16 protein-coding genes are annotated in these 18,206 nt (G+C 60.7%); 9 read left to right on the forward strand and 7 right to left on the reverse strand.

The window, feature by feature from the left end:
* Positions 1-20 precede the first annotated feature (20 nt).
* From AC13QE_RS27805 to AC13QE_RS27815, 3 genes are all read right to left on the reverse strand, one after another.
* Positions 21-401, reverse strand: coding sequence for a methylglyoxal synthase (locus AC13QE_RS27805; protein WP_015338371.1), 381 nt, complete (start codon positions 399-401; stop codon positions 21-23).
* A gap of 99 nt (positions 402-500) precedes the next feature.
* Complete coding sequence (mepA, locus tag AC13QE_RS27810; RefSeq protein WP_488486137.1) at positions 501-1,535, reverse strand: penicillin-insensitive murein endopeptidase; 1,035 nt, start codon at positions 1,533-1,535, stop codon at positions 501-503.
* A 141-nt stretch (positions 1,536-1,676) separates the two neighbouring features.
* The gene (locus tag AC13QE_RS27815) at positions 1,677-2,246 is read right to left on the reverse strand and encodes an isochorismatase family protein (RefSeq protein WP_488486138.1); all 570 of its coding nucleotides are present in this window, start codon (positions 2,244-2,246) and stop codon (positions 1,677-1,679) included.
* A 36-nt stretch (positions 2,247-2,282) separates the two neighbouring features.
* Here AC13QE_RS27815 and AC13QE_RS27820 point away from each other — a divergent pair, with 36 nt between their 5' ends.
* The 7 genes from AC13QE_RS27820 (at position 2,283) to pncB (ending at position 11,409) form a co-directional block, all read left to right on the forward strand.
* Complete coding sequence (locus tag AC13QE_RS27820; protein ID WP_488486139.1) at positions 2,283-2,918, forward strand: TetR/AcrR family transcriptional regulator; 636 nt, start codon at positions 2,283-2,285, stop codon at positions 2,916-2,918.
* A 107-nt stretch (positions 2,919-3,025) separates the two neighbouring features.
* Positions 3,026-4,879: an extracellular solute-binding protein gene (locus AC13QE_RS27825; RefSeq protein ID WP_488486140.1), complete on the forward strand. Its 1,854-nt coding sequence runs from the start codon at positions 3,026-3,028 to the stop codon at positions 4,877-4,879.
* A 172-nt stretch (positions 4,880-5,051) separates the two neighbouring features.
* Entirely contained in the window at positions 5,052-6,146 is a 1,095-nt protein-coding gene (locus AC13QE_RS27830; RefSeq protein WP_113366799.1) for a microcin C ABC transporter permease YejB, read from the forward strand.
* On the forward strand, positions 6,146-7,300 hold the full coding sequence (locus AC13QE_RS27835) for an ABC transporter permease (protein ID WP_132721059.1): 1,155 nt from the start codon (positions 6,146-6,148) through the stop codon (positions 7,298-7,300). The genes AC13QE_RS27830 and AC13QE_RS27835 overlap by 1 nt, the downstream gene beginning before the upstream one ends.
* Entirely contained in the window at positions 7,297-8,934 is a 1,638-nt protein-coding gene (locus AC13QE_RS27840; RefSeq protein WP_488486141.1) for an ABC transporter ATP-binding protein, read from the forward strand. The genes AC13QE_RS27835 and AC13QE_RS27840 overlap by 4 nt, the downstream gene beginning before the upstream one ends.
* Before the next feature lie 11 nt (positions 8,935-8,945).
* Entirely contained in the window at positions 8,946-9,905 is a 960-nt protein-coding gene (locus AC13QE_RS27845) for a 2-hydroxyacid dehydrogenase (protein WP_488486142.1), read from the forward strand.
* Positions 9,906-10,104: 199 nt separating this feature from the next.
* Positions 10,105-11,409 carry a nicotinate phosphoribosyltransferase gene (pncB, locus tag AC13QE_RS27850; RefSeq protein ID WP_015338380.1) on the forward strand — a complete coding sequence of 435 codons (1,305 nt, stop codon included), beginning with the start codon at positions 10,105-10,107 and terminating at the stop codon, positions 11,407-11,409.
* Between the two features lie 77 nt (positions 11,410-11,486).
* Here the strand turns inward: pncB and AC13QE_RS27855 are convergent, their stop codons facing one another.
* A complete protein-coding gene (locus tag AC13QE_RS27855) occupies positions 11,487-12,380 on the reverse strand; it encodes a DUF1444 domain-containing protein (protein WP_488486143.1) in 894 nt (297 codons plus the stop codon).
* Positions 12,381-12,604: 224 nt separating this feature from the next.
* Between AC13QE_RS27855 and AC13QE_RS27860 the strand changes: the two genes are divergently transcribed.
* The gene (locus tag AC13QE_RS27860) at positions 12,605-14,812 is read left to right on the forward strand and encodes a mechanosensitive ion channel family protein (RefSeq protein WP_488486144.1); all 2,208 of its coding nucleotides are present in this window, start codon (positions 12,605-12,607) and stop codon (positions 14,810-14,812) included.
* Here the strand turns inward: AC13QE_RS27860 and AC13QE_RS27865 are convergent.
* Positions 14,809-15,876 carry a LacI family DNA-binding transcriptional regulator gene (locus AC13QE_RS27865; RefSeq protein WP_488486145.1) on the reverse strand — a complete coding sequence of 356 codons (1,068 nt, stop codon included), beginning with the start codon at positions 15,874-15,876 and terminating at the stop codon, positions 14,809-14,811. The genes AC13QE_RS27860 and AC13QE_RS27865 overlap by 4 nt on opposite strands.
* A gap of 153 nt (positions 15,877-16,029) precedes the next feature.
* Between AC13QE_RS27865 and AC13QE_RS27870 the strand changes: the two genes are divergently transcribed.
* On the forward strand, positions 16,030-16,323 hold the full coding sequence (locus tag AC13QE_RS27870; protein ID WP_488486146.1) for a hypothetical protein: 294 nt from the start codon (positions 16,030-16,032) through the stop codon (positions 16,321-16,323).
* Between the two features lie 33 nt (positions 16,324-16,356).
* On the opposite strand, the gene AC13QE_RS27875 is transcribed toward AC13QE_RS27870, so the two are convergent.
* Together AC13QE_RS27875 and AC13QE_RS27880 are read right to left on the reverse strand one after the other, a co-directional pair.
* Positions 16,357-17,085 (reverse strand): SDR family NAD(P)-dependent oxidoreductase, encoded by a 729-nt coding sequence (locus AC13QE_RS27875; RefSeq protein WP_132721064.1) that lies wholly within the window; start codon positions 17,083-17,085, stop codon positions 16,357-16,359.
* Positions 17,082-18,203 carry an alkene reductase gene (locus AC13QE_RS27880; RefSeq protein WP_488486147.1) on the reverse strand — a complete coding sequence of 374 codons (1,122 nt, stop codon included), beginning with the start codon at positions 18,201-18,203 and terminating at the stop codon, positions 17,082-17,084. Before AC13QE_RS27880 ends, AC13QE_RS27875 begins: the two co-directional genes overlap by 4 nt.
* Positions 18,204-18,206: the final 3 nt, after the last annotated feature.

Consider the following 18,206-nt stretch of genomic DNA (forward strand, 5'->3'; position numbering starts at 1 on the left):
TCTGCCGCCGGCAAGGCGGATTAATGGTTCAGTGTTTTGATCAGCCGCTCGGCGGTGGATTCGTTGAGCGCCATCGGAATGTCGTAGAGAACGGCAAGCCGCGTCAATGCCTTCACGTCGACGTCGTGCGGGTGCGGAGTGAGAGGATCGATGAAGAAGACGAGCATGTCGATCTCGCCGGTGGCGATAAGCGCGCCGATCTGCTGGTCGCCACCGAGCGGGCCGCTTTTCAGACGGGTGACCTTGAGGTCGGGGCAGGCATCCAGCACGCGGCCGCCCGTCGTACCCGTGGCGACGATATTCCAATTGGCAAGGGCGGCCTCGTTGCGCCGTGCAAATTCTGCCATCGCATCTTTTTTCTGATCATGCGCGATCAGTGCGATGCATTTGCTGCCGGCCATGAAATCTTTGCTCCGCCTGATGCTTTCAATCGATTTACCCGCCTTCTATACCAAGGGGGCGCGTTTTGAAAGACGCCTCCGGCAAGGACGATCCAGGATCTATTGCTGCGGAATCTGACCCGGCGGCGTATCGCCCGAAACCGGCATCGCATCCGTCTCCGCAGAAACGCCGGCAGTTTTGGCGCCAGAGGCAGCCGGGCGTGCGGAAGCAATCGAAGGTGCTGCCAATACGGCCTGGCAAGCCTTGGGAAGATCTGCGACCATGACCTCGCGCGGCTTGACCGGCGGCTTTGTGCTGGGCTTCGGCTTGGCCCAGGGCTCGGGTCCGAACCACCAGGCAAGCGACTTGTCGCAGCCATCGCCGGCGGCGACCGGCGCCTGCCCTGTGCAGCCGACGGAGCCGGCGGGGCAGCGAAGACGGATATGGAAATGCGAGTCGTGCCCGTATTCCGGCCGCAGCTTACCGAGATTGCTGCGATCGCCCGTCCAGGTCTCGCACATCTTCTTCTTGATCGCCGGGTTGACGAAGATACGCTCGACCTCGGGATAGCTCGCCGCGCGCATCAGCAGGCGCGCATGAGCTGGCGTCCAGACCTTGTCATTGATCGACAGGAACTTGTCCTTGGCGAGCATCGTGGTGAAAGGCATGGCTTCGCGCTCTTCCGCCGTTATCTTGCGCCGTGGCATCGGCGTCAGCCAGACGTCGGCATCAAGGCCGATCTGATGCGAGGCGTGACCGTTGATCATCGGGCCGCCGCGCGGCTGCGAGATATCGCCGACGAGCAGGCCCGGCCAACCGTCATTCTTCGCCGCATCACGCGACAGCCGCTCCAATAGGCCGATCGTTTCCGGCCGGCCCCAACGGCGATTGCGCGACAGGCGCATCGCCTGCCAGGTCGGGCCGTCCGAGGGCAGGGCGACGGCGCCCGCAAGGCAACCCTTTGCATAGAAGCCGATCGATTGCGGCGCTCCCTGCGTCGGTAGCGTCACGGCGCCGAAAACAGCCTTGGCGCTGCCGGGCGAAGGGGTGGCCTGCTGCGCCAGCGCATCGCTGGCGACAAGGCCCATCCCGATCGAGGTTGCGAGGGAAAGTTTGCCGATCGTTCGAAAGGCGCGAGCCAGAAGTGAAGCCATGCATATCCTTGAAGGCGGTCGGCATTAGCCGAAGTGATTTGCGGCGAGACTATCCTGAAATGGGATGGAAGTGAATCCGCGGCAATCGCCGGTGGCCGATGGGCGGCCGCCTTTCCTCACACGGGCTTTGTTTCGGACGGATCAGTTCGCCAGGATTTCCGCCGTCTTGCGGATACGCGACAGCCGCGGCAGCACTTTCGTGCAGGCGAAATCCTGCATATCCTGCGAGAGCGTCGTCACGGCATCTTCGGCAACAATGACGGCGTAATTTGCCGCGTGGGCATCGCGCACGGTGCCTTCCACACCGAAATTGGTGGCGACACCCGTCACGATCAGCGTTTTGATGCCACGGCGGCGCAGCTGCAGATCGAGTTCCGTGCCATAAAAGGCGCTCCACTGGCGCTTGACGATGGCGACATCGGGCGTCAGCGCTGCCATCTCGGCCGGAGCTTCGAGCGCGGCCGGCGGCAAACCTCCTGGGGGAAGCGGGAAGCTTTCGTCTGTCGGCTGATTGACAGCGTCGGCATAGTCTGCGGAAAATCCGACCGTCACGAACACGGTCGTCCCGCCTTCGGCTTTCAGCCTGTTTGCGATGGCGACCGTATTGGCAATGATCTGCTGGGCGGAGTAGGGCGCAAGCGGGCGGCTGAGCACGAGGCCTTGCAGGTCGATGGAAACAAGAGCGGTGGTCTTGGGATCGTAAAGTGACATCTGGGGGCTCCGAGAAAACATGAGGGTATCCTCACAATGGAAAATATGAGGATGACCTCACAAAAATCAAGTGAAGAATTGAAGACGCGCGCGCCGAAGCGGCAGCGAGGCCACGATCGCGTTGCCGTTCTGCTCGAAGCAGCGGCGAAAGTCTTTGCGCGCAGGGGTTACGATGCGGCAACGATGACGGAGATCGCGGCGGAGGCGCATTCATCGATCGGCTCGCTCTATCAGTTCTTTCCGACAAAGCCGCTGCTCGCCGAGGCGCTGCATATCGATCGCCTGGAGCGCCTTAAGGCTGGGCTTCGTGACATGGCGGAACGGAGCATCGGGCTTTCCGCCGCCGGTAGCGGTGAGGCAATCTTCGATGCGCTCGCCGCTTTCATCGAGCAATATCCCGAGTTTCCCGTACTAGCCGGGCGTCGCGATATTCCCAAGGACCGCAAGGCGCGCTCGCGCGCGGAGTTGCGAGAGCTGATTGCCGCCTTTCTGCGGCAGGCCCATCCGCCGATCACGGACGATATCGTGCTGATGGCGGGCATCGTGCTCGAATTGCTGCGCATTGCTGTCGTCGTTTCCAGCGACCCGGATGCCGCCGAGGACCGGCGCGTCTTCGCGGAACTGCGGCTGATGCTGCGCAAACGTCTTGAGGATGCTACGGCAAAAAACTGAGCCTCGGACACGGTTTTCAGCCTTTGCAACGAGATGAGTTGTTGCGTCCTGCTTTTTGCCCTCATTTGCCGTATGCTGATTCCTCAGACATCATCAGGAGATCATGAATGGCATTGTCGCGGTTGAAAGCAGGCTTGGTCGTTTCTCTTTTTTGCCTGCTGGCAATGCCTCTATCCACGAAAGCCGAAGAGCCGCAATTCCGCATCGGCACGGCTATTCTTGGCGACTTGAAATATCAACCCGGCTTCAAGCATTTCGATTATGTCAATCCGGATGCGCCCAAGGGCGGCGAGGTGAAGCTGTCGAGCAACGGCACCTTCGATACGTTGAATCCAGTATTGTACAAGGGCAATTCGGTAGCGGGTATAAGTTCGTTAGGAGCCGGTCTCGTCTTTGACAGCTTGCTGAAGTCGGCTGATGACGAGATTTCCTCCTCTTACGGATTGCTTGCGGAAGGCGTCTCGTACCCAGACGATATTTCCAGTGCTACTTTCCGCCTGCGACCCGAAGCCAAATGGGCAGACGGACAGCCGGTGACGCCCGAGGATGTCGTCTTCAGTTTCGACAAGGCGAAGGAACTCAACCCGCTCTTCACCAGCTACTACAGCCATGTGGCGCGCGCCGAGAAGACCGGCGATCGCGACGTGACCTTCTATTTTGACGAGAAGAACAATCGCGAACTGCCGTCGATTCTTGGCCAGTTCCCGATCGTGCCAAAGCACTGGTGGGAAGGGACGGGGCCGGACGGTAAACCGCGCGATATCTCCCGCACCACGCTCGAGCCCGTTATGGGATCCGGACCGTACAAGATCGTTTCGGTCTCGCCCGGTTCCACCATCCGATACGAATTGCGCGACGACTATTGGGGCAAGGACTTGCCCGTCAACGTTGGCTTGAACAATTTAAAGACGATCTCCTACACCTACTTCGCCGATAATGATGTAGAATTCGAAGCCTTCCGCGGCGGCACTATCGACTATTGGCAGGATAACGTCGCAAGCCGCTGGGTCACCGGCTACGATTTTCCCGCCGCCAAGGACGGTCGCATCAAGCGCGAGGAAGTGCCCAATCCGCTTCGCGCCACCGGCGTTATGCAGGCGCTCGTACCCAACATGCGTCGCGAACAGTTCAAGGACGAGCGTGTTCGTGAGGCGCTGAACTATGCTTTCGATTTCGAAGAGCTGAACCGCGCCATCGCTTTCAACCAGTACAGCCGCGTCAATAGCTTCTTTTTCGGCACGAAGCTCGCTTCGTCGGGCCTGCCGGAAGGTAAAGAGCTCGGCGTTCTCAATGAAGTGAAGGATAAGGTTCCGGCTGAAGTCTTCACGACGCCTTATACCAACCCGGTCGGCGGCGATCAGCAGAAGGCCCGCGACAATCTGCGTAAAGCACTCGATCTGTTCAAGCAGGCGGGATACGTTCTGAAGGGCAACCAGATGGTGAATGCTCAGACGGGCAAGCCCTTTTCGATCGAGATTTTGCTCGGCAGTCCTTTCGTGGAAAAATGGGTTCTACCCTATGCCCAGAATTTGAAGAAAATCGGCATCAACGCTACCGTCCGCACGGTCGACTCATCGCAATACATCAATCGCGTTCAGAACTTCGACTATGACATGATCTGGACGGTTTGGGCGCAAACGTTGAATCCCGGCAACGAGCAGATTGATTTTTGGGGATCTGCGTCTGCCAATCGTAAGGGTTCACGCAATTTTGCCGGCATTTCTGATCCAGGCATCGATGCTCTTGTCAACAAGGTCATTTTCGCCAAAGACGTCGAGGAGAAGGACGCCACCGCCAAGGCGCTCGACCGTGTATTGCTCGCCCATCACTACGTGGTTCCGCTCTTTTACACCACCAACTTCCATATCGCTTATTGGGACAAGTTCGCGCATCCGGCCCAACTGCCCGAATATTCCATCGGCTTCCCCGATGTCTGGTGGTCGAAAGGCGCCGGAAAGTGAGCCTCTCTTGCAATGAGGGGCCTGCTGGCTCCAAATGCAGAGGGCTGATTCGGGTAGTTTCAAACTGATATGACTGCGCCGGTCTCGATCCGGCGGAAGGGAATGTGATTTTGATCGACGGACGGATTGAGGCGAGGCGGAACATACCCCTCTTCGAGGGAGCGGCGGACTGATGGGCGCCTATATTCTGCGACGTCTCCTGCTGATGATCCCGACCATTGTCGGTATCATGGCGATTTCCTTCACCATCGTGCAGTTTGCGCCGGGCGGTCCGGTCGAGCAGGTCATCGCGCAGCTGACCGGGCAGGGCGACAATGCCAATGGCCGCCTGTCGGGTGGCGGTACGGACCTGGCTGCCCAGCAATCCCTGGACGATAGTAGCTCGAAATATCGCGGCGCGCAGGGGCTCGATCCCGAGCTGATCGCCAAGCTCGACAAGCAGTTCGGCTTCGACAAGCCGCCGCTGGAGCGTTTCGGCCAGATGATGTGGAACTATATCCGCTTCGATTTCGGCGAGAGCTTCTTCCGCAATACCACCGTCATAGACCTGATCGCCCAGAAGCTGCCGGTGTCGATTTCGCTCGGCATCTGGATCCTGATCTTCTCCTATGCCATCTCCATTCCGCTCGGCATCCGCAAGGCGGTACAGGACGGATCGACCTTCGATGTCTGGACCTCGGGCATCATCATCGTCGGCTATGCCGTCCCGAGCTTCCTGTTCGGCATCATGCTGATCGTGCTGTTTGCCGGCGGCTCCTTCTTCGACTGGTTCCCGCTGCGCGGCCTCGTCTCGGATAACTTCGCCGATCTCAGCTGGTGGCAGAAGATCCTCGATTATCTCTGGCATCTGGTGCTGCCGCTGATTTCGCTGTCGCTCGCCGCCTTCGCCACCACGACGCTACTCACCAAGAATTCCTTCATCGAGGAGATCAAGAAGCAATATGTCATCACCGCCCGCGCCAAGGGTCTTTCCGAACGGCGCGTGCTCTATGGCCATGTCTTCCGCAATGCCATGCTCATCGTCATCGCCGGCTTTCCCGGCGCCTTCATTTCCGCCTTCTTCACCGGCTCGCTTTTGATCGAAAACATCTTCTCGCTCGATGGCCTGGGGCGCTTGAGCTATCTCTCCGTCGTCCAGCGCGACTATCCGGTGGTGTTTGCGACACTCTTCATCTTCTCGCTGCTCGGCCTCGTGGTCAGCCTCGTCTCCGACCTGATTTACACCTGGATCGATCCGCGCATCGACTTCGAGCGGAGGGACGTGTGATGGACGCAGCCAATCAGCAGACGCTTCCGACAACGGTGAAGCCGCCGCGCAAGGGGCTGTTCTCGCCGACCAATGTCCGCCGCTGGGAGAACTTCAAGGCAAACCGCCGCGGCTACTGGTCGCTCTGGATCTTCCTGGTGCTGTTCGTCCTCAGCCTCGGCGCCGAATTCATTGTCAACGACCGGCCGATCCTCGTCTCCTACAAGGGCGAGATCCTGGCGCCGGTCTTCGTCGATTATCCGGAGGAAAAGTTCGGCGGCTTCCTGGCGCAGACGGATTATCGCGCTCCGGATATTCAGGATGAGATCAATGCCCATGGCTGGATGATCTGGCCGCCGATCCACTATTCCTATCAAACCGCCAACTCCAATCTTCCCAAGGGCATGTCGGCGCCGACGCCGCCTTTCTGGGCGATGAGCAGGGAGACACGCTGCTCGGGCTATCCCGGCGGCGTTGCCGATCCGAATTGCAACTGGAGCAATTTCAACTGGCTCGGCACTGACGATCAGGCCCGCGATGTGCTCGCCCGTTTGGTCTACGGCTTCCGCATCTCGGTGCTGTTCGGCCTGGCGCTCACCATCTGCTCGGCCGTCGTCGGCGTCTGCGCCGGCGCGATACAGGGCTATTTCGGCGGCTGGACCGATCTCTTGATGCAGCGCTTCATCGAGATCTGGTCGTCTATGCCGGTGCTCTATATCCTGCTGATCATTGCCTCGGTGCTGCCGCCGGGTTTCTTCATCCTGCTCGGCATATTGCTGCTGTTTTCCTGGGTCGGCCTCGTCGGCGTCGTGCGTGCCGAATTCCTGCGGGCGCGCAATTTCGAATATGTGCGCGCCGCCCGCGCGCTCGGCGTCAACAACCGTACCATCATGTATCGCCACCTGCTGCCGAACGCGATGGTCGCGACGCTGACCTTCGTGCCCTTCATCCTGTCAGGCTCGATCACCACCCTGACCTCACTGGATTTCTTGGGCTTCGGCATGCCGCCCGGCTCGCCGTCGCTGGGTGAAATGATCGCCCAGGGCAAATCCAATCTGCAGGCTCCCTGGCTGGGGCTTTCGGCCTTCTTCACCATGTCGATCATGCTGTCGCTGTTGATCTTCATCGGCGAGGCCGTGCGCGACGCCTTCGATCCGAGGAAGACGTTCCGATGAGCGAAAATTCCACTCCGCTGCTGTCAGTCCGCAATCTCTCCGTCGCCTTTCATCAGGGAGGGCAGACGTCGATTGCCGTCGATGGCGTCTCCTTCGACATCCGCAAGGGCGAGGTGCTGGCGCTGGTCGGAGAATCCGGCTCAGGAAAATCGGTTTCGGCCAATTCGATCCTGAAGCTCTTGCCCTATCCGTCCGCAAGCCATCCTTCCGGCGAAATCCTGTTCAAGGGCAAGGATCTGCTGAAGGCATCGGATAACGAGCTGCGTGCCGTGCGCGGCAACGACATCACCATGATCTTCCAGGAGCCGATGACCTCGCTCAATCCGCTCCACTCCATCGAAAAGCAGATCAGCGAGATCCTAGCCCTGCACCAGGGTATCGTGGGCGAGGCCGCGCGCAACCGCACGCTGGAACTCTTGAACCAGGTCGGCATCCGCGAGCCGGAAAAGCGCCTCAAGGCCTATCCACATGAACTGTCCGGCGGCCAGCGCCAGCGCGTGATGATCGCCATGGCGCTCGCCAATCGCCCGGAATTGCTGATCGCCGACGAGCCGACGACCGCGCTCGATGTCACCGTGCAGGCGCAGATTTTGGAATTGCTGCGCGACCTCAAGGGCACGCATGGCATGTCGATGCTGTTCATCACCCACGATCTCGGCATCGTCCGTAAATTCGCCGACCGCGTCTGCGTCATGACCAAGGGCAAGATCGTCGAGACTGGCACGGTGGAGGACGTCTTCACCCGGCCGCAGCATGACTATACCCGTCATTTGTTGGCAGCCGAGCCGCGCGGCGAGCCGCCGGCGAGCGATGCGAACAAGCCGGTGGTGATGGAAGGCAGCGATATTCGCGTCTGGTTCCCGATCAAGGCTGGCTTCATGCGCAAGGTCGTCGATCACGTGAAGGCGGTCGACGGCATCGATCTGAAGCTCAGGGCCGGCCAGACGCTCGGCGTCGTCGGCGAATCCGGCTCAGGTAAGACCACGCTTGGTCTCGCACTCGCCCGGCTTATTTCCTCCAAGGGTCGTATCGCCTTTGTCGGCAAGGATATAGCCGGCTATTCGTTCCGCGAAATGCGGCCGCTGCGCAACCAGCTGCAGGTGGTCTTTCAGGACCCCTACGGATCGCTGAGCCCACGCATGTCGGTCGGCGAAATCATCGCCGAGGGGCTCAAGGTGCATGAACGCTCGCTTTCGGCCGATGAGCGCGACAAGCGCGTCTGCTGGGCGCTGGAGGAAGTCGGCCTCGATCCATCCACCCGCTGGCGCTTCCCGCATGAGTTTTCGGGCGGCCAGCGCCAGCGCATCGCCATTGCTCGCGCCATGGTCTTGAAGCCGCGTTTCGTCATGCTCGATGAGCCCACTTCGGCGCTCGACATGAGCGTGCAGGCGCAGGTGGTCGACCTGTTGCGCGACCTGCAGCAGAAGCACGATCTTGCCTATCTCTTCATTAGCCACGATCTGAAAGTGGTGAAGGCGCTCGCCAACGAGCTGATCGTCATGCGCTTCGGCAAGGTCGTCGAGCAGGGCGCATCCGCCGATATTTTCCGGGCGCCGAGAGAGGACTACACCAGGGCGCTGCTTGCCGCCGCCTTCAACATCGAAGCGGTTCCGACCGCCGCCATTCAGCAATAGAGACCACCATCATGCCGGCCAAAAGCCCCGTTCTCGTCGACCTCAAATTCGATCCTGTGTCCGTTGCCAAAGCGGTTGAGACGGCCTTTGCCGATCGCGGCAGCATCAATCTGGCCGATCCTGCCAATAAAAGCGCTGATCTCTCCCATGTCGACTACGCGCTTTTGTGGAAGCCGGATGCCGATCTTTTCGAGCGCGCACCCAATCTCAAGGTCATCTTCTCGGGCGGCGCCGGTGTCGATTCGATGATGTCGATTATCGGCCTGCCTGACATTCCCGTCGTCCGCTTTGTCGATCGCAGCCTGACGGTGCGCATGAGCGAATGGGTCGTGATGCAGTGCCTCATGCATCTGCGCGATGTGCAGGGGCATTTCAGGAATCAGCGCCAGCACGTCTGGGCGCAGCAGAATGGCCCTGAAGCCGCCGAAGTTACCGTCGGCGTGATGGGGCTCGGTGTTCTCGGCTGCGATGCCGCAGCCAAGTTGAAGGTCATGGGCTTCAATGTCATCGGCTGGTCCCGCAGCAAGAAAGAGATCGACGGCATGGAAACCTTCGATGCCGCCGGGCTCGATGCATTCCTGGCGCGCACGGACATCCTGGTCGGCCTCCTGCCGCTGACGCCGGAGACGACGGGTATCTACAACGCCTCGCTTTTTTCCAAGCTGCACCGCGGCGGTCCGCTCGGCAAGCCGGTCTTCATCAATGCCGGCCGCGGCAAGAGCCAGGTTGCGGCCGATATCGCTTCGGCTGTTCGCACCGGCATTCTCGGCGGCGCCTCCCTCGATGTTTTCGCCGTCGAGCCTCTGGCTGCGGACGATCCGCTCTGGGACTTGGAAAATGTCATCATCACGCCGCACGATTCCGCCATGTCTGACGAAAGGGCACTGATGCGCCATGTCGAGGAGCAGATCGCCCGCTTCGAACGCGGTGAACCGCTGCAGCATCTGGTAGATCGCAACCGGGGTTACTAAATCCGGTAGGATGCGGGGGAAGTTGCGGCGCTTCACTTCCGCCGGCAAAATGCGACCCATTTGCCCTGGTATCAATTTTCTTTCAGCGACTGGACTTTCGCTCAACATTTTTTGATAACAGGGCGCTACAACCGCATGCCGGCAGGATGGTCGGCGGCGAGCATGACGTCCGTAGGGCAGGAGACGGGGCAGGAACGACATGACCAAGACGGATATCGCCACCCGCGTCTATAACCATACCTGGAAGCTCGATCCGATCATCCGCAGCTTGATCGATACGGATTTCTACAAGCTTCTGATGCTGCAGATGATCTGGAAGCTCTATCCGGATGTCGATGCCACCTTCTCGCTTATCAATCGCACCAAGAGCGTTCGCCTTGCCGAAGTGATCGACGAGAAGGAATTGCGCGAGCAGCTCGACCATGCCCGCACGCTCCGCCTCTCCAAGAAGGAGATGATCTGGCTGGCGGGTAACAGTTTCTACGGCCGCGCGCAGATCTTCGAACCGGAATTCCTCGCCTGGCTGTCGAATTTCCAGCTGCCGGAATATGAGCTCTCGAAGCGCGACGGCCAATATATTCTCGACTTCCACGGTTCGTGGAAGGAAACGACGATGTGGGAAATCCCCGCACTCGCCATCATCAACGAGCTTCGCTCCCGCTCCGCGCTGAGGGCGCTCGGTCCCTTCACCCTCGATGTGCTCTATGCCCGCGCGAAGGCCAAGATGTGGGGAAAGGTGGAGCGGCTGCGGGAACTGCCGGGCCTGCGCATTTCCGATTTCGGCACCCGCCGACGCCACAGCTTCCTCTGGCAGCGCTGGTGTGTCGAGGCGCTGAAGGAAGGCGTGCCGCATGCCTTCACCGGCACGAGCAACGTGCTGCTTGCCATGGACTCTGATCTCGAAGCGGTCGGCACCAATGCCCATGAACTGCCGATGGTTGCCGCAGCGCTTGCCAAAAACGATGAAGAGCTGGGCAAGGCACCCTACAAGGTGCTGCGCGACTGGAACCGTCTCTATGGCGGCAATCTGCTTGTCGTGCTGCCCGATGCTTTCGGCACGGCTTCCTTCCTGCGCAACGCTCCGGAATGGGTGGCCGACTGGACCGGCTTTCGCCCCGACAGCGCCCCACCCATCGAGGGCGGCGAGAAGATCATCGAATGGTGGAAGAAGATGGGCCGCGATCCGCGCCAGAAGCTGCTGATCTTCTCTGACGGCCTCGATGTCGATGCCATCATCGACACCTACAAGCATTTTGACGGCCGCGTTCGCATGAGCTTCGGCTGGGGCACCAACCTCACCAACGATTTCGCCGGCTGCGCTCCGACCGAACTCAAGGGCCTTAACCCTATTTCGATCGTCTGTAAGGTCATCGAGGCAAACGGCAGGCCGGCTGTGAAGCTCTCGGACAATCCTCAGAAGGCGACGGGTGAGCCTGCGGAGGTCGAGCGCTATCTGAAGTTCTTCGGCGCAGAGGATCGCGTCGATCAGGAAGTGCTGGTTTAAGGCGTTTCCAGGAAAAATGCCTAGCGCAGTTCCAGCAAAAGTGCGAAGCGGTTTTCCGTCCGGAATGCGTAAAACGTCTAGTGGCGAATGGCCGCTTCTATCCGGGTGACGCGGCGAAATAGCGTCCAACGGCCATTTTCCCAGCGATATTGATCCGGCGAAATAACGTAGGGCACGTCGCTGAGATCGGCGCTGATCAGCTCCAGAAGCTGTAGGCCTTCAATGTCGTTCTCATGCGTGAAGAACACCTTGTCGCGCGACAGGAAGGCGGCGATCGGCGCCGCGCCGCCGGATTGCTCCTGCACCTGCGCCCAGAAATTCGGCAGAAAGGCGATGCTGGATTCGAACTGGCCGTCCACCTCGACATATTGGAACCGGCTGCGTTTGGCGATCTGGACGCCGGTCTTGGCAAGGAACTTCTGCAGGTTGGCCTGTGCCATTTCGGCGAGTTCCCGGACATCGATGCCCCAATCGTCGAGTGCTTCGGCCATCACATAGTTGACCGTCGTCTCGCCGTTGACGACGAAGAGCTTGATCAGGTTTTCTGCTTCTTCGAGGTAGACAAATTGCGGCGGATTGGGCTCGTCCTTGACGGCCTGCATCATCTGCTGCCGCGCAACCTCGACGAAATCGCGCGCTTTCAGGACCGGCAGGACCTTGGCGAGCTCGCCGCTGTCGACCATGGCCTCCGTCATGTTGAGATAGTTGAGGAGCGCCTGCGCGCGCGCCGGCCCACGCTTTTCCCGCAGCGCCAGCAGCGCATTGCTCAGGAATTTTGTCATCGTATCACCGTTGCGGCTGTGCAGCGTCAGGCTGCCGGCCGCAGGATCGTAGTCGACGCGGATCAGGTCACCGAAGAACGGCAGGCGTTCCTGCAGATAGGCGGCGAAGGCCGCTTCATCCTGCAAGGCTTCGTCGGGAATGTTGAGATCGAGAGTTTTGGCAGCCGCTGTGTTCTCTGACTCCTGCATTGGGAAGGCTCGGCCGGTGCGCACGTCTGCGCGCTCGCCTCTGCCGAAGAGCCTTTTCAGGAAATTGAACACGCGCATCCCCGAGTACCGAACGGTATTGCAGCAGAACCTAGCGCGACAGCCGTTGCGGGGCAATGGCGACATGATCGGGATTGGGAGCCGTAAGTGCCTGCTTGCCCGTGTCAAAAACGCGTATAGTCTGCAGGAGCGGGCCGGATGGTCCGATGGCAAGAAGGGCAGCGCAGATGAAGAATGTCAGGGGCGGCAGGTGGACGATCGGAGGCCTGCTTTTTTGTCTTTTCGCACTGGCTGTGCCCATGGCGGTCTTCGCGCAGAATGCGGCCGTAACGCAATCGGTAACGCCGCCGCCCGACAAGGTTCGCGAGCTGATGCAGCTGCTGAACGAGCCCGATGTCAGGCAGTGGCTTACCACGCAGCTCAACACTCAGCCTGCGTCCGCCAGCGATAAACCCGCACCCGCCAGCGATCCGGCTCCGGCCGACGGCAATCAGATGTCGGTTCTGTCAGGCATGCTCGGCCACACGCGGCATCACCTCGAGCTGGTCTCTGGCGCTGCGATGACTTTGCCCTACGAGGTCATGACCGCATCGGAAAAGCTGGAGGGGGAGGGCAAGTCGGTCGGCCTCGTGCGCATCATCGTTCAGATTGTCCTTCTGTTCTTCCTCGGATTGGTGGCCGAACTCGCCGTTGCCCGTTTCATCAACACCAGGCATATGCAGCGCACCGAGAGGGCTGCCGGTACCGAGACGGAACTGCAGGCAGCGCGCTTCCAGTTTCTGGGCGGCGTCGTGCCCGCCATCATCCATGGTCTGGTGACGCTTGTTCCGCTTCTTGCCTTCGACTGGCCGCCGGTCATCGAAAACTTCGCCATCGCCTGCGTCATCGCGATGGTATCGATCCGGCTCGCGATCTCCATCGGCAAGCTTGTCATGGAATTGATCGCGATGCGTCGCGCCAATGACGTTCTGGATGAGGACGGCGGTGTCGCCCGCATCGCCGAACGGCGGCGCGTGGCCTATTACTGGTATCGGCGATGCACGCTGTTTGCCATTTATTTCGCCTGCGGCTGGGCGGTCATACAGGCCGTCACGTCGCTGGACTTTTCTGCCGGCGCGCGCGACCTCATCGGCTACACGCTCGGCATCGGTTTGTTCCTGATCGCCACGGCTGCCGTGTGGTCGAGGCCACTCCCGCCGGAAAAGCGTGGGGCGAAGACGGTTTCCTGGCTGTTGACGATTTTCTTCGTGGCGCTCTGGTGCCTCTGGGTAGCCGGTTTCGACGGTCTTCTATGGATCGGCATCTATGCGATATTGCTGCCGCGCGTCCTCTCGGTATCGACAAAGGCAATCGACGCTCTGCATGATGCGGCCGACGGCATTTTTGGTGCCGGCAAGATCGCGGCCGTGCTGCTCGACCGCGGCGTGCGCGCGCTGATTATCACTTTCGCGGCTTTGTGGCTCGGCAAGATGCTTGGAGTCGAGGCGCATGCGATGATGAGCGGCAGCGAATCGGTCGTTGGCCGCATCGCTCGCGGCATTCTCGGTGGCATCGTCATCCTGCTGGTCGCCGATCTCGTCTGGCAGCTCGCAAAAACCTATATCGACGGCAAGGTAATGGAAGCTCTGCCCGCCGCCGGCGAATCCGACGAGATAAGGGCAAGCCGCGCCCGGCTGCAAACGCTGCTGCCGATCTTCCGCAACATTCTTGCCGTCGTCATCGGCATCATCGCCGTCATGATGGTGCTGTCGGGCCTCGGCGTTCAGATCGGCCCGCTGATCGCCGGCGCCGGCGTCGTCGGCGTCGCTGTCGGCTTCGGTGCGCAGACCATCGTCAAGGACGTCATCAGCGGTGTCTTCTACCTCTGGGACGACGCCTTCCGCATCGGCGAATATATCGAAAGCGGTCATTACAAGGGCGTAGTCGAATCCTTCAGCCTGCGCTCGGTCAAGCTGCGCCACCAGCGCGGCCCGTTGGCGACGATCCCCTTCGGTTCGCTCGGTGCGGTCAACAACATGAACCGCGATTGGGCGATCGACAAGATCATCGTCAAGGTCACCTACGATACCGATCTCGTCAAGCTGAAGCGCATCGTTAAGGATATCGGCCAGCGCCTGCTTGAAGACGAGGATCTGAAGCCAAGTATCATTCAGACGCTGAAGATGAAGGGCGTCGAGCAGTTCGGTGATTTCGCGATCGAGATCAGACTGGCGATCACCGCCAAGCCCGACGAGCTCTCCGTCATCCGCCGCAGCGCGCTGGCCTTGATCAAGCAGTCCTTCGACGAAAACGGCATCCAGTTCGCCTTCCCGACCGTACAGGTGGCAAGCGACAAGGACGCCGCAGCCGCAGCCGCCCGGCAGCTTATCGAGATGCGGGCGGCAAATGTGGATGGCGCGCAGCAGGCGAGCTAGATCCGGTCAGGTCGCGGCGCCGCCGTGCTGCCGCGCACGATCAGCGTGACGCCGATCATCTCGCGCTCAGCCGGTACGGCATCGTGAAGAACGGCCTGCACCGCGCGTTCGGCGATCTCGGCAAAGGGCTGAGCCATGGTCGTCAGGCCGGGCTCCACCATTCCGCCTTCCGGCACGCCGTCGAAGCCGATGACGGAGACGTCCTGCGGCACTGCGAGACCTCGCGCCCGCAACCAGTTGATCGCCAGAAGCGCGATGTTGTCTGACATGGCGAGGATCGCCGTCGGCGGGTCGGGCAGGGAAAACAGGTAGTTCAGCCCGGCTTCAACGCTTGGCTTGTCGTTGAGCGTCTCATAGATCGGCACGTCCTCGCGGCCAATCCCGAATGCTTCGAGCGCCTGCCAATAACCGAGTGCGCGATTGCGGGAGGTGGAATAGATCCCGCGTTCGATCTCTGCAATTCCGACCGGCCCCACATTGTCGTCCGAAAGTTCCGTTGCGAGCACGCCGAAACGCCTGTGGCCCAATTCCGCCAGATGCCGCGCCGCAACGGCCGCGCCTCCCACGTTGTCGACGCTGATCGCAGGGATCGAGGGGTCCTCGTCATTCAAGGCGAGAGCGATGAAGGGCAATTGCCGCTCGCGCGTCAACTGAACCAGTTTCTCGCCCCCTTCCACGCAGAGCAGGATGAAGCCATCCACCAATGCGCTCTTGATGTTCCAGTCCACCGTCTGCCGGTCCTTAGCCGAGACCAAAGCCAAGCCGGTGCCGCTGGCATCGCACACGCGGGAAACCGCGGCCAGGAGAGCCCTGGCCCATGGGTCATTGAAGAAATAGGCAATCGGCTCGACCGCGGCGACGCCGATCGCATTGACCTTTCCCGCCCGCAGCAGCCGGCCCGTCAGGCTCGGCCCGGCATAGCCGAGCCGCTTGGCTGTCTCGAGCACATGCTCACGCACTTCCTCGCGCACCACTTCGGGCCGGTTGAAAACATTAGAGGCGGTCCCCTGCGATACGCCCGCCGCCTTGGCGACATCCGCGAGCCTGATGGTGCCCTTGGCCAATGAAATGCTCCTTATGTTTCCGGCAGATACTAGCAACGAAGTTGTATCGGTTCAATTCTTCTTGACGGCGGAGTTTTAAGGCGTATCATTGAACCGATTCAACAAAAGAGGCCCGAGCAATTACTGAATCGATTCAATATCGAGGAGAAACCAATGCTGACCAATTATCTCTTCAAGGATCTCTATGATGATCGATGGGGCGATCCGCGCAATCCGGATGCAGTCGAGCCGCCTTCACCGGAGGACAAGGGCGGAGCCGGCCGGCAAGGTTTGCTGGGTCGACTGGCAAACATTTTTCGCCGCCGCCGGAAACATCCGTCGGCATGGTCCTTCACGATTCCAAGCGACACGTCTGACACCGAAAACGAAGCCGAGATCCGGCATCGTAATGGGCTAGAAGATCCGAAGTTTCTCGCAATCGCCAAGGCTTTGTCGCGGAATTGCTAGAGCTACGCCATGGAGCGCACGAAATTTCGAGCGTCAGAAATTTTCCTTGTAGGGACGCAGATCGAGCTCCTGCGTCCAGGCCGAAGGATGCTGACGATGGATATGCCAGTAGCTCTCGGCGATGGCGTCGATATTCAACAGCCCATCGGCATCCACATCCGGCCGACGCGAGCGCAGCCGCTCTCCGTCGATGCCGCCATCGATGATGGTGTGGGCGACATGAAGGCCGAGAGGACCGAATTCACGCGCCATGCTTTGGCTGATCATTCGAAGGCCGGCCTTGGCGGCGGCGAATTGCGCAAAGCCGGCCTTGCCGCGCAGGCTCGCGGACGCGCCAGTGAAGATCACGGTGCCACGGCCGAGCGGCGCCAGATGCCGCGCCGCCTCGCGCCCGACGAGGAAACCGCCGAAGCAGCAGATGCGCCAGAATTCTTCGAATTGGGCGGCCGTCAGATCGCGGAAGCCGATCTGGCGATTGATACCAGCGTTGAAGACGACCAGATCAGGCTGAGCGATGTCGTCCCGAGCGGTAAAGGCGTGCTCGAATAGCCGGATGACCGCAGCTTCATCCGTCGCATCCGTTTCGATCGCCTCGGCACTGCCGCCGGCTGCCTGGATGGCAGCGGCCACCTGATCGATCTTCGCTGCGGTCCGGCCGGCAATGACGACATGATAGCCCTTGTCCGCGAGAAGCCGGCAGAGCGCCGCACCCAGACCCTGCTCGGCACCCACTCCGACAATAATTGCGCTTGGCGTGCTCATTCGGCGGCCTCCCTGGCGTTCAGCGTCGGATAGTCGGTGTAACCCTCGGCACCGCCGCCATAGAAGGTTGGGCGATGATAGGGATTAAGGGGAGCACCGAGACGAATGCGCTCCGGCAGATCGGGATTGGCGATAAACAGGCGACCGAAGGCGATGGCATCGGCATGGCCCGCGGCAAGTGCGGCTTCAGCCGTATCAGGCCGGAAATTGCCCGCGGCGATCAACGTGCCGGACCAGGCCGGCCGAAAGAGTTCCGCAGCCGACGGCACGTTCTTGTGGTCGACCTCGGCCTGGCCGGCACCGCTGGCGCGCGGCTCGATCAGATGCAGATAGGCGAGGTTGAGGCGGTCCAGCTCGCGAATGACATGGCCATAGAGGCGCAAAGGATCGTCCTCGCCGCTGTCATTGGCGATGCCGAAGGGCGAGAGACGGACACCGACGCGATCCGACCCCCAGACTTCGGAAACCGCCTCGACTACCTCGAGCAGCAGCCGCGTGCGGTTCTCGATCGAGCCGCCATATTGGTCGGTGCGCTGGTTCGTGCGGGCCTGCAGGAACTGTTCGATCAGATAGCCGTTGGCGCCGTGGATCTCGACGCCGTCGAAGCCGGCTTGCTTGGCATTGGCAGCGGCTTGAGCATAGACGTCGATCAAAAGCGGCATCAGGTCGATATCGATCGCCTGCGGCGTCTCGAAGGGCACGCGCTCGAAGGAGGCCGTGAAGGCTTGTCCCTGGGCGGCGATGGCCGAAGGAGCAATCGGCAGAGCGCCATCGGGCTGGTGCGAGGAATGGGAGATGCGACCGACATGCCAAAGCTGCAGGAAGATCTTGCCGCCCTTGCAATGAACCGCATCCGTCACCGCCTTCCAGCCGGCGATCTGTTCGGCCGTGTGGATGCCCGGCGTTGCCGGCATGCCCTGTCCGGCGCGTGAAATCTGCGAACCCTCGGAAATGATCAGGCCGCCCTCGCTGGCTCGCTGAGCATAATATTCGGCGTTCAAAGCCGAGGGTACATTGCCGGGCTGGCTCGCCCGCATGCGGGTCAGCGGCGCCATGACGATGCGATGCGCAAGCTCATAGGGGCCGATGGAAAGAGGCGAAAACAAAGTGGCTGTCATAAA

The sequence above is a fragment of the Martinezella sp. CNPSo 3957 genome, from assembly GCF_057784395.1.

Coding starts and splice junctions, on each gene's coding strand:
- AC13QE_RS27840 (WP_488486141.1), top strand. CDS start 7,297: ATGAGCGAAAATTCCACTCCGCTGCTGTCAGTCCGCAATCTCTCCGTC.
- AC13QE_RS27875 (WP_132721064.1), bottom strand. CDS start 17,085: ATGAGCACGCCAAGCGCAATTATTGTCGGAGTGGGTGCCGAGCAGGGT.
- mepA (WP_488486137.1), bottom strand. CDS start 1,535: ATGGCTTCACTTCTGGCTCGCGCCTTTCGAACGATCGGCAAACTTTCC.
- AC13QE_RS27860 (WP_488486144.1), top strand. CDS start 12,605: ATGGCAAGAAGGGCAGCGCAGATGAAGAATGTCAGGGGCGGCAGGTGG.
- AC13QE_RS27870 (WP_488486146.1), top strand. CDS start 16,030: ATGCTGACCAATTATCTCTTCAAGGATCTCTATGATGATCGATGGGGC.
- AC13QE_RS27830 (WP_113366799.1), top strand. CDS start 5,052: ATGGGCGCCTATATTCTGCGACGTCTCCTGCTGATGATCCCGACCATT.
- AC13QE_RS27815 (WP_488486138.1), bottom strand. CDS start 2,246: ATGTCACTTTACGATCCCAAGACCACCGCTCTTGTTTCCATCGACCTG.
- AC13QE_RS27820 (WP_488486139.1), top strand. CDS start 2,283: ATGGAAAATATGAGGATGACCTCACAAAAATCAAGTGAAGAATTGAAG.
- AC13QE_RS27835 (WP_132721059.1), top strand. CDS start 6,146: ATGGACGCAGCCAATCAGCAGACGCTTCCGACAACGGTGAAGCCGCCG.
- pncB (WP_015338380.1), top strand. CDS start 10,105: ATGACCAAGACGGATATCGCCACCCGCGTCTATAACCATACCTGGAAG.
- AC13QE_RS27845 (WP_488486142.1), top strand. CDS start 8,946: ATGCCGGCCAAAAGCCCCGTTCTCGTCGACCTCAAATTCGATCCTGTG.
- AC13QE_RS27805 (WP_015338371.1), bottom strand. CDS start 401: ATGGCCGGCAGCAAATGCATCGCACTGATCGCGCATGATCAGAAAAAA.
- AC13QE_RS27825 (WP_488486140.1), top strand. CDS start 3,026: ATGGCATTGTCGCGGTTGAAAGCAGGCTTGGTCGTTTCTCTTTTTTGC.
- AC13QE_RS27880 (WP_488486147.1), bottom strand. CDS start 18,203: ATGACAGCCACTTTGTTTTCGCCTCTTTCCATCGGCCCCTATGAGCTT.
- AC13QE_RS27855 (WP_488486143.1), bottom strand. CDS start 12,380: ATGCAGGAGTCAGAGAACACAGCGGCTGCCAAAACTCTCGATCTCAAC.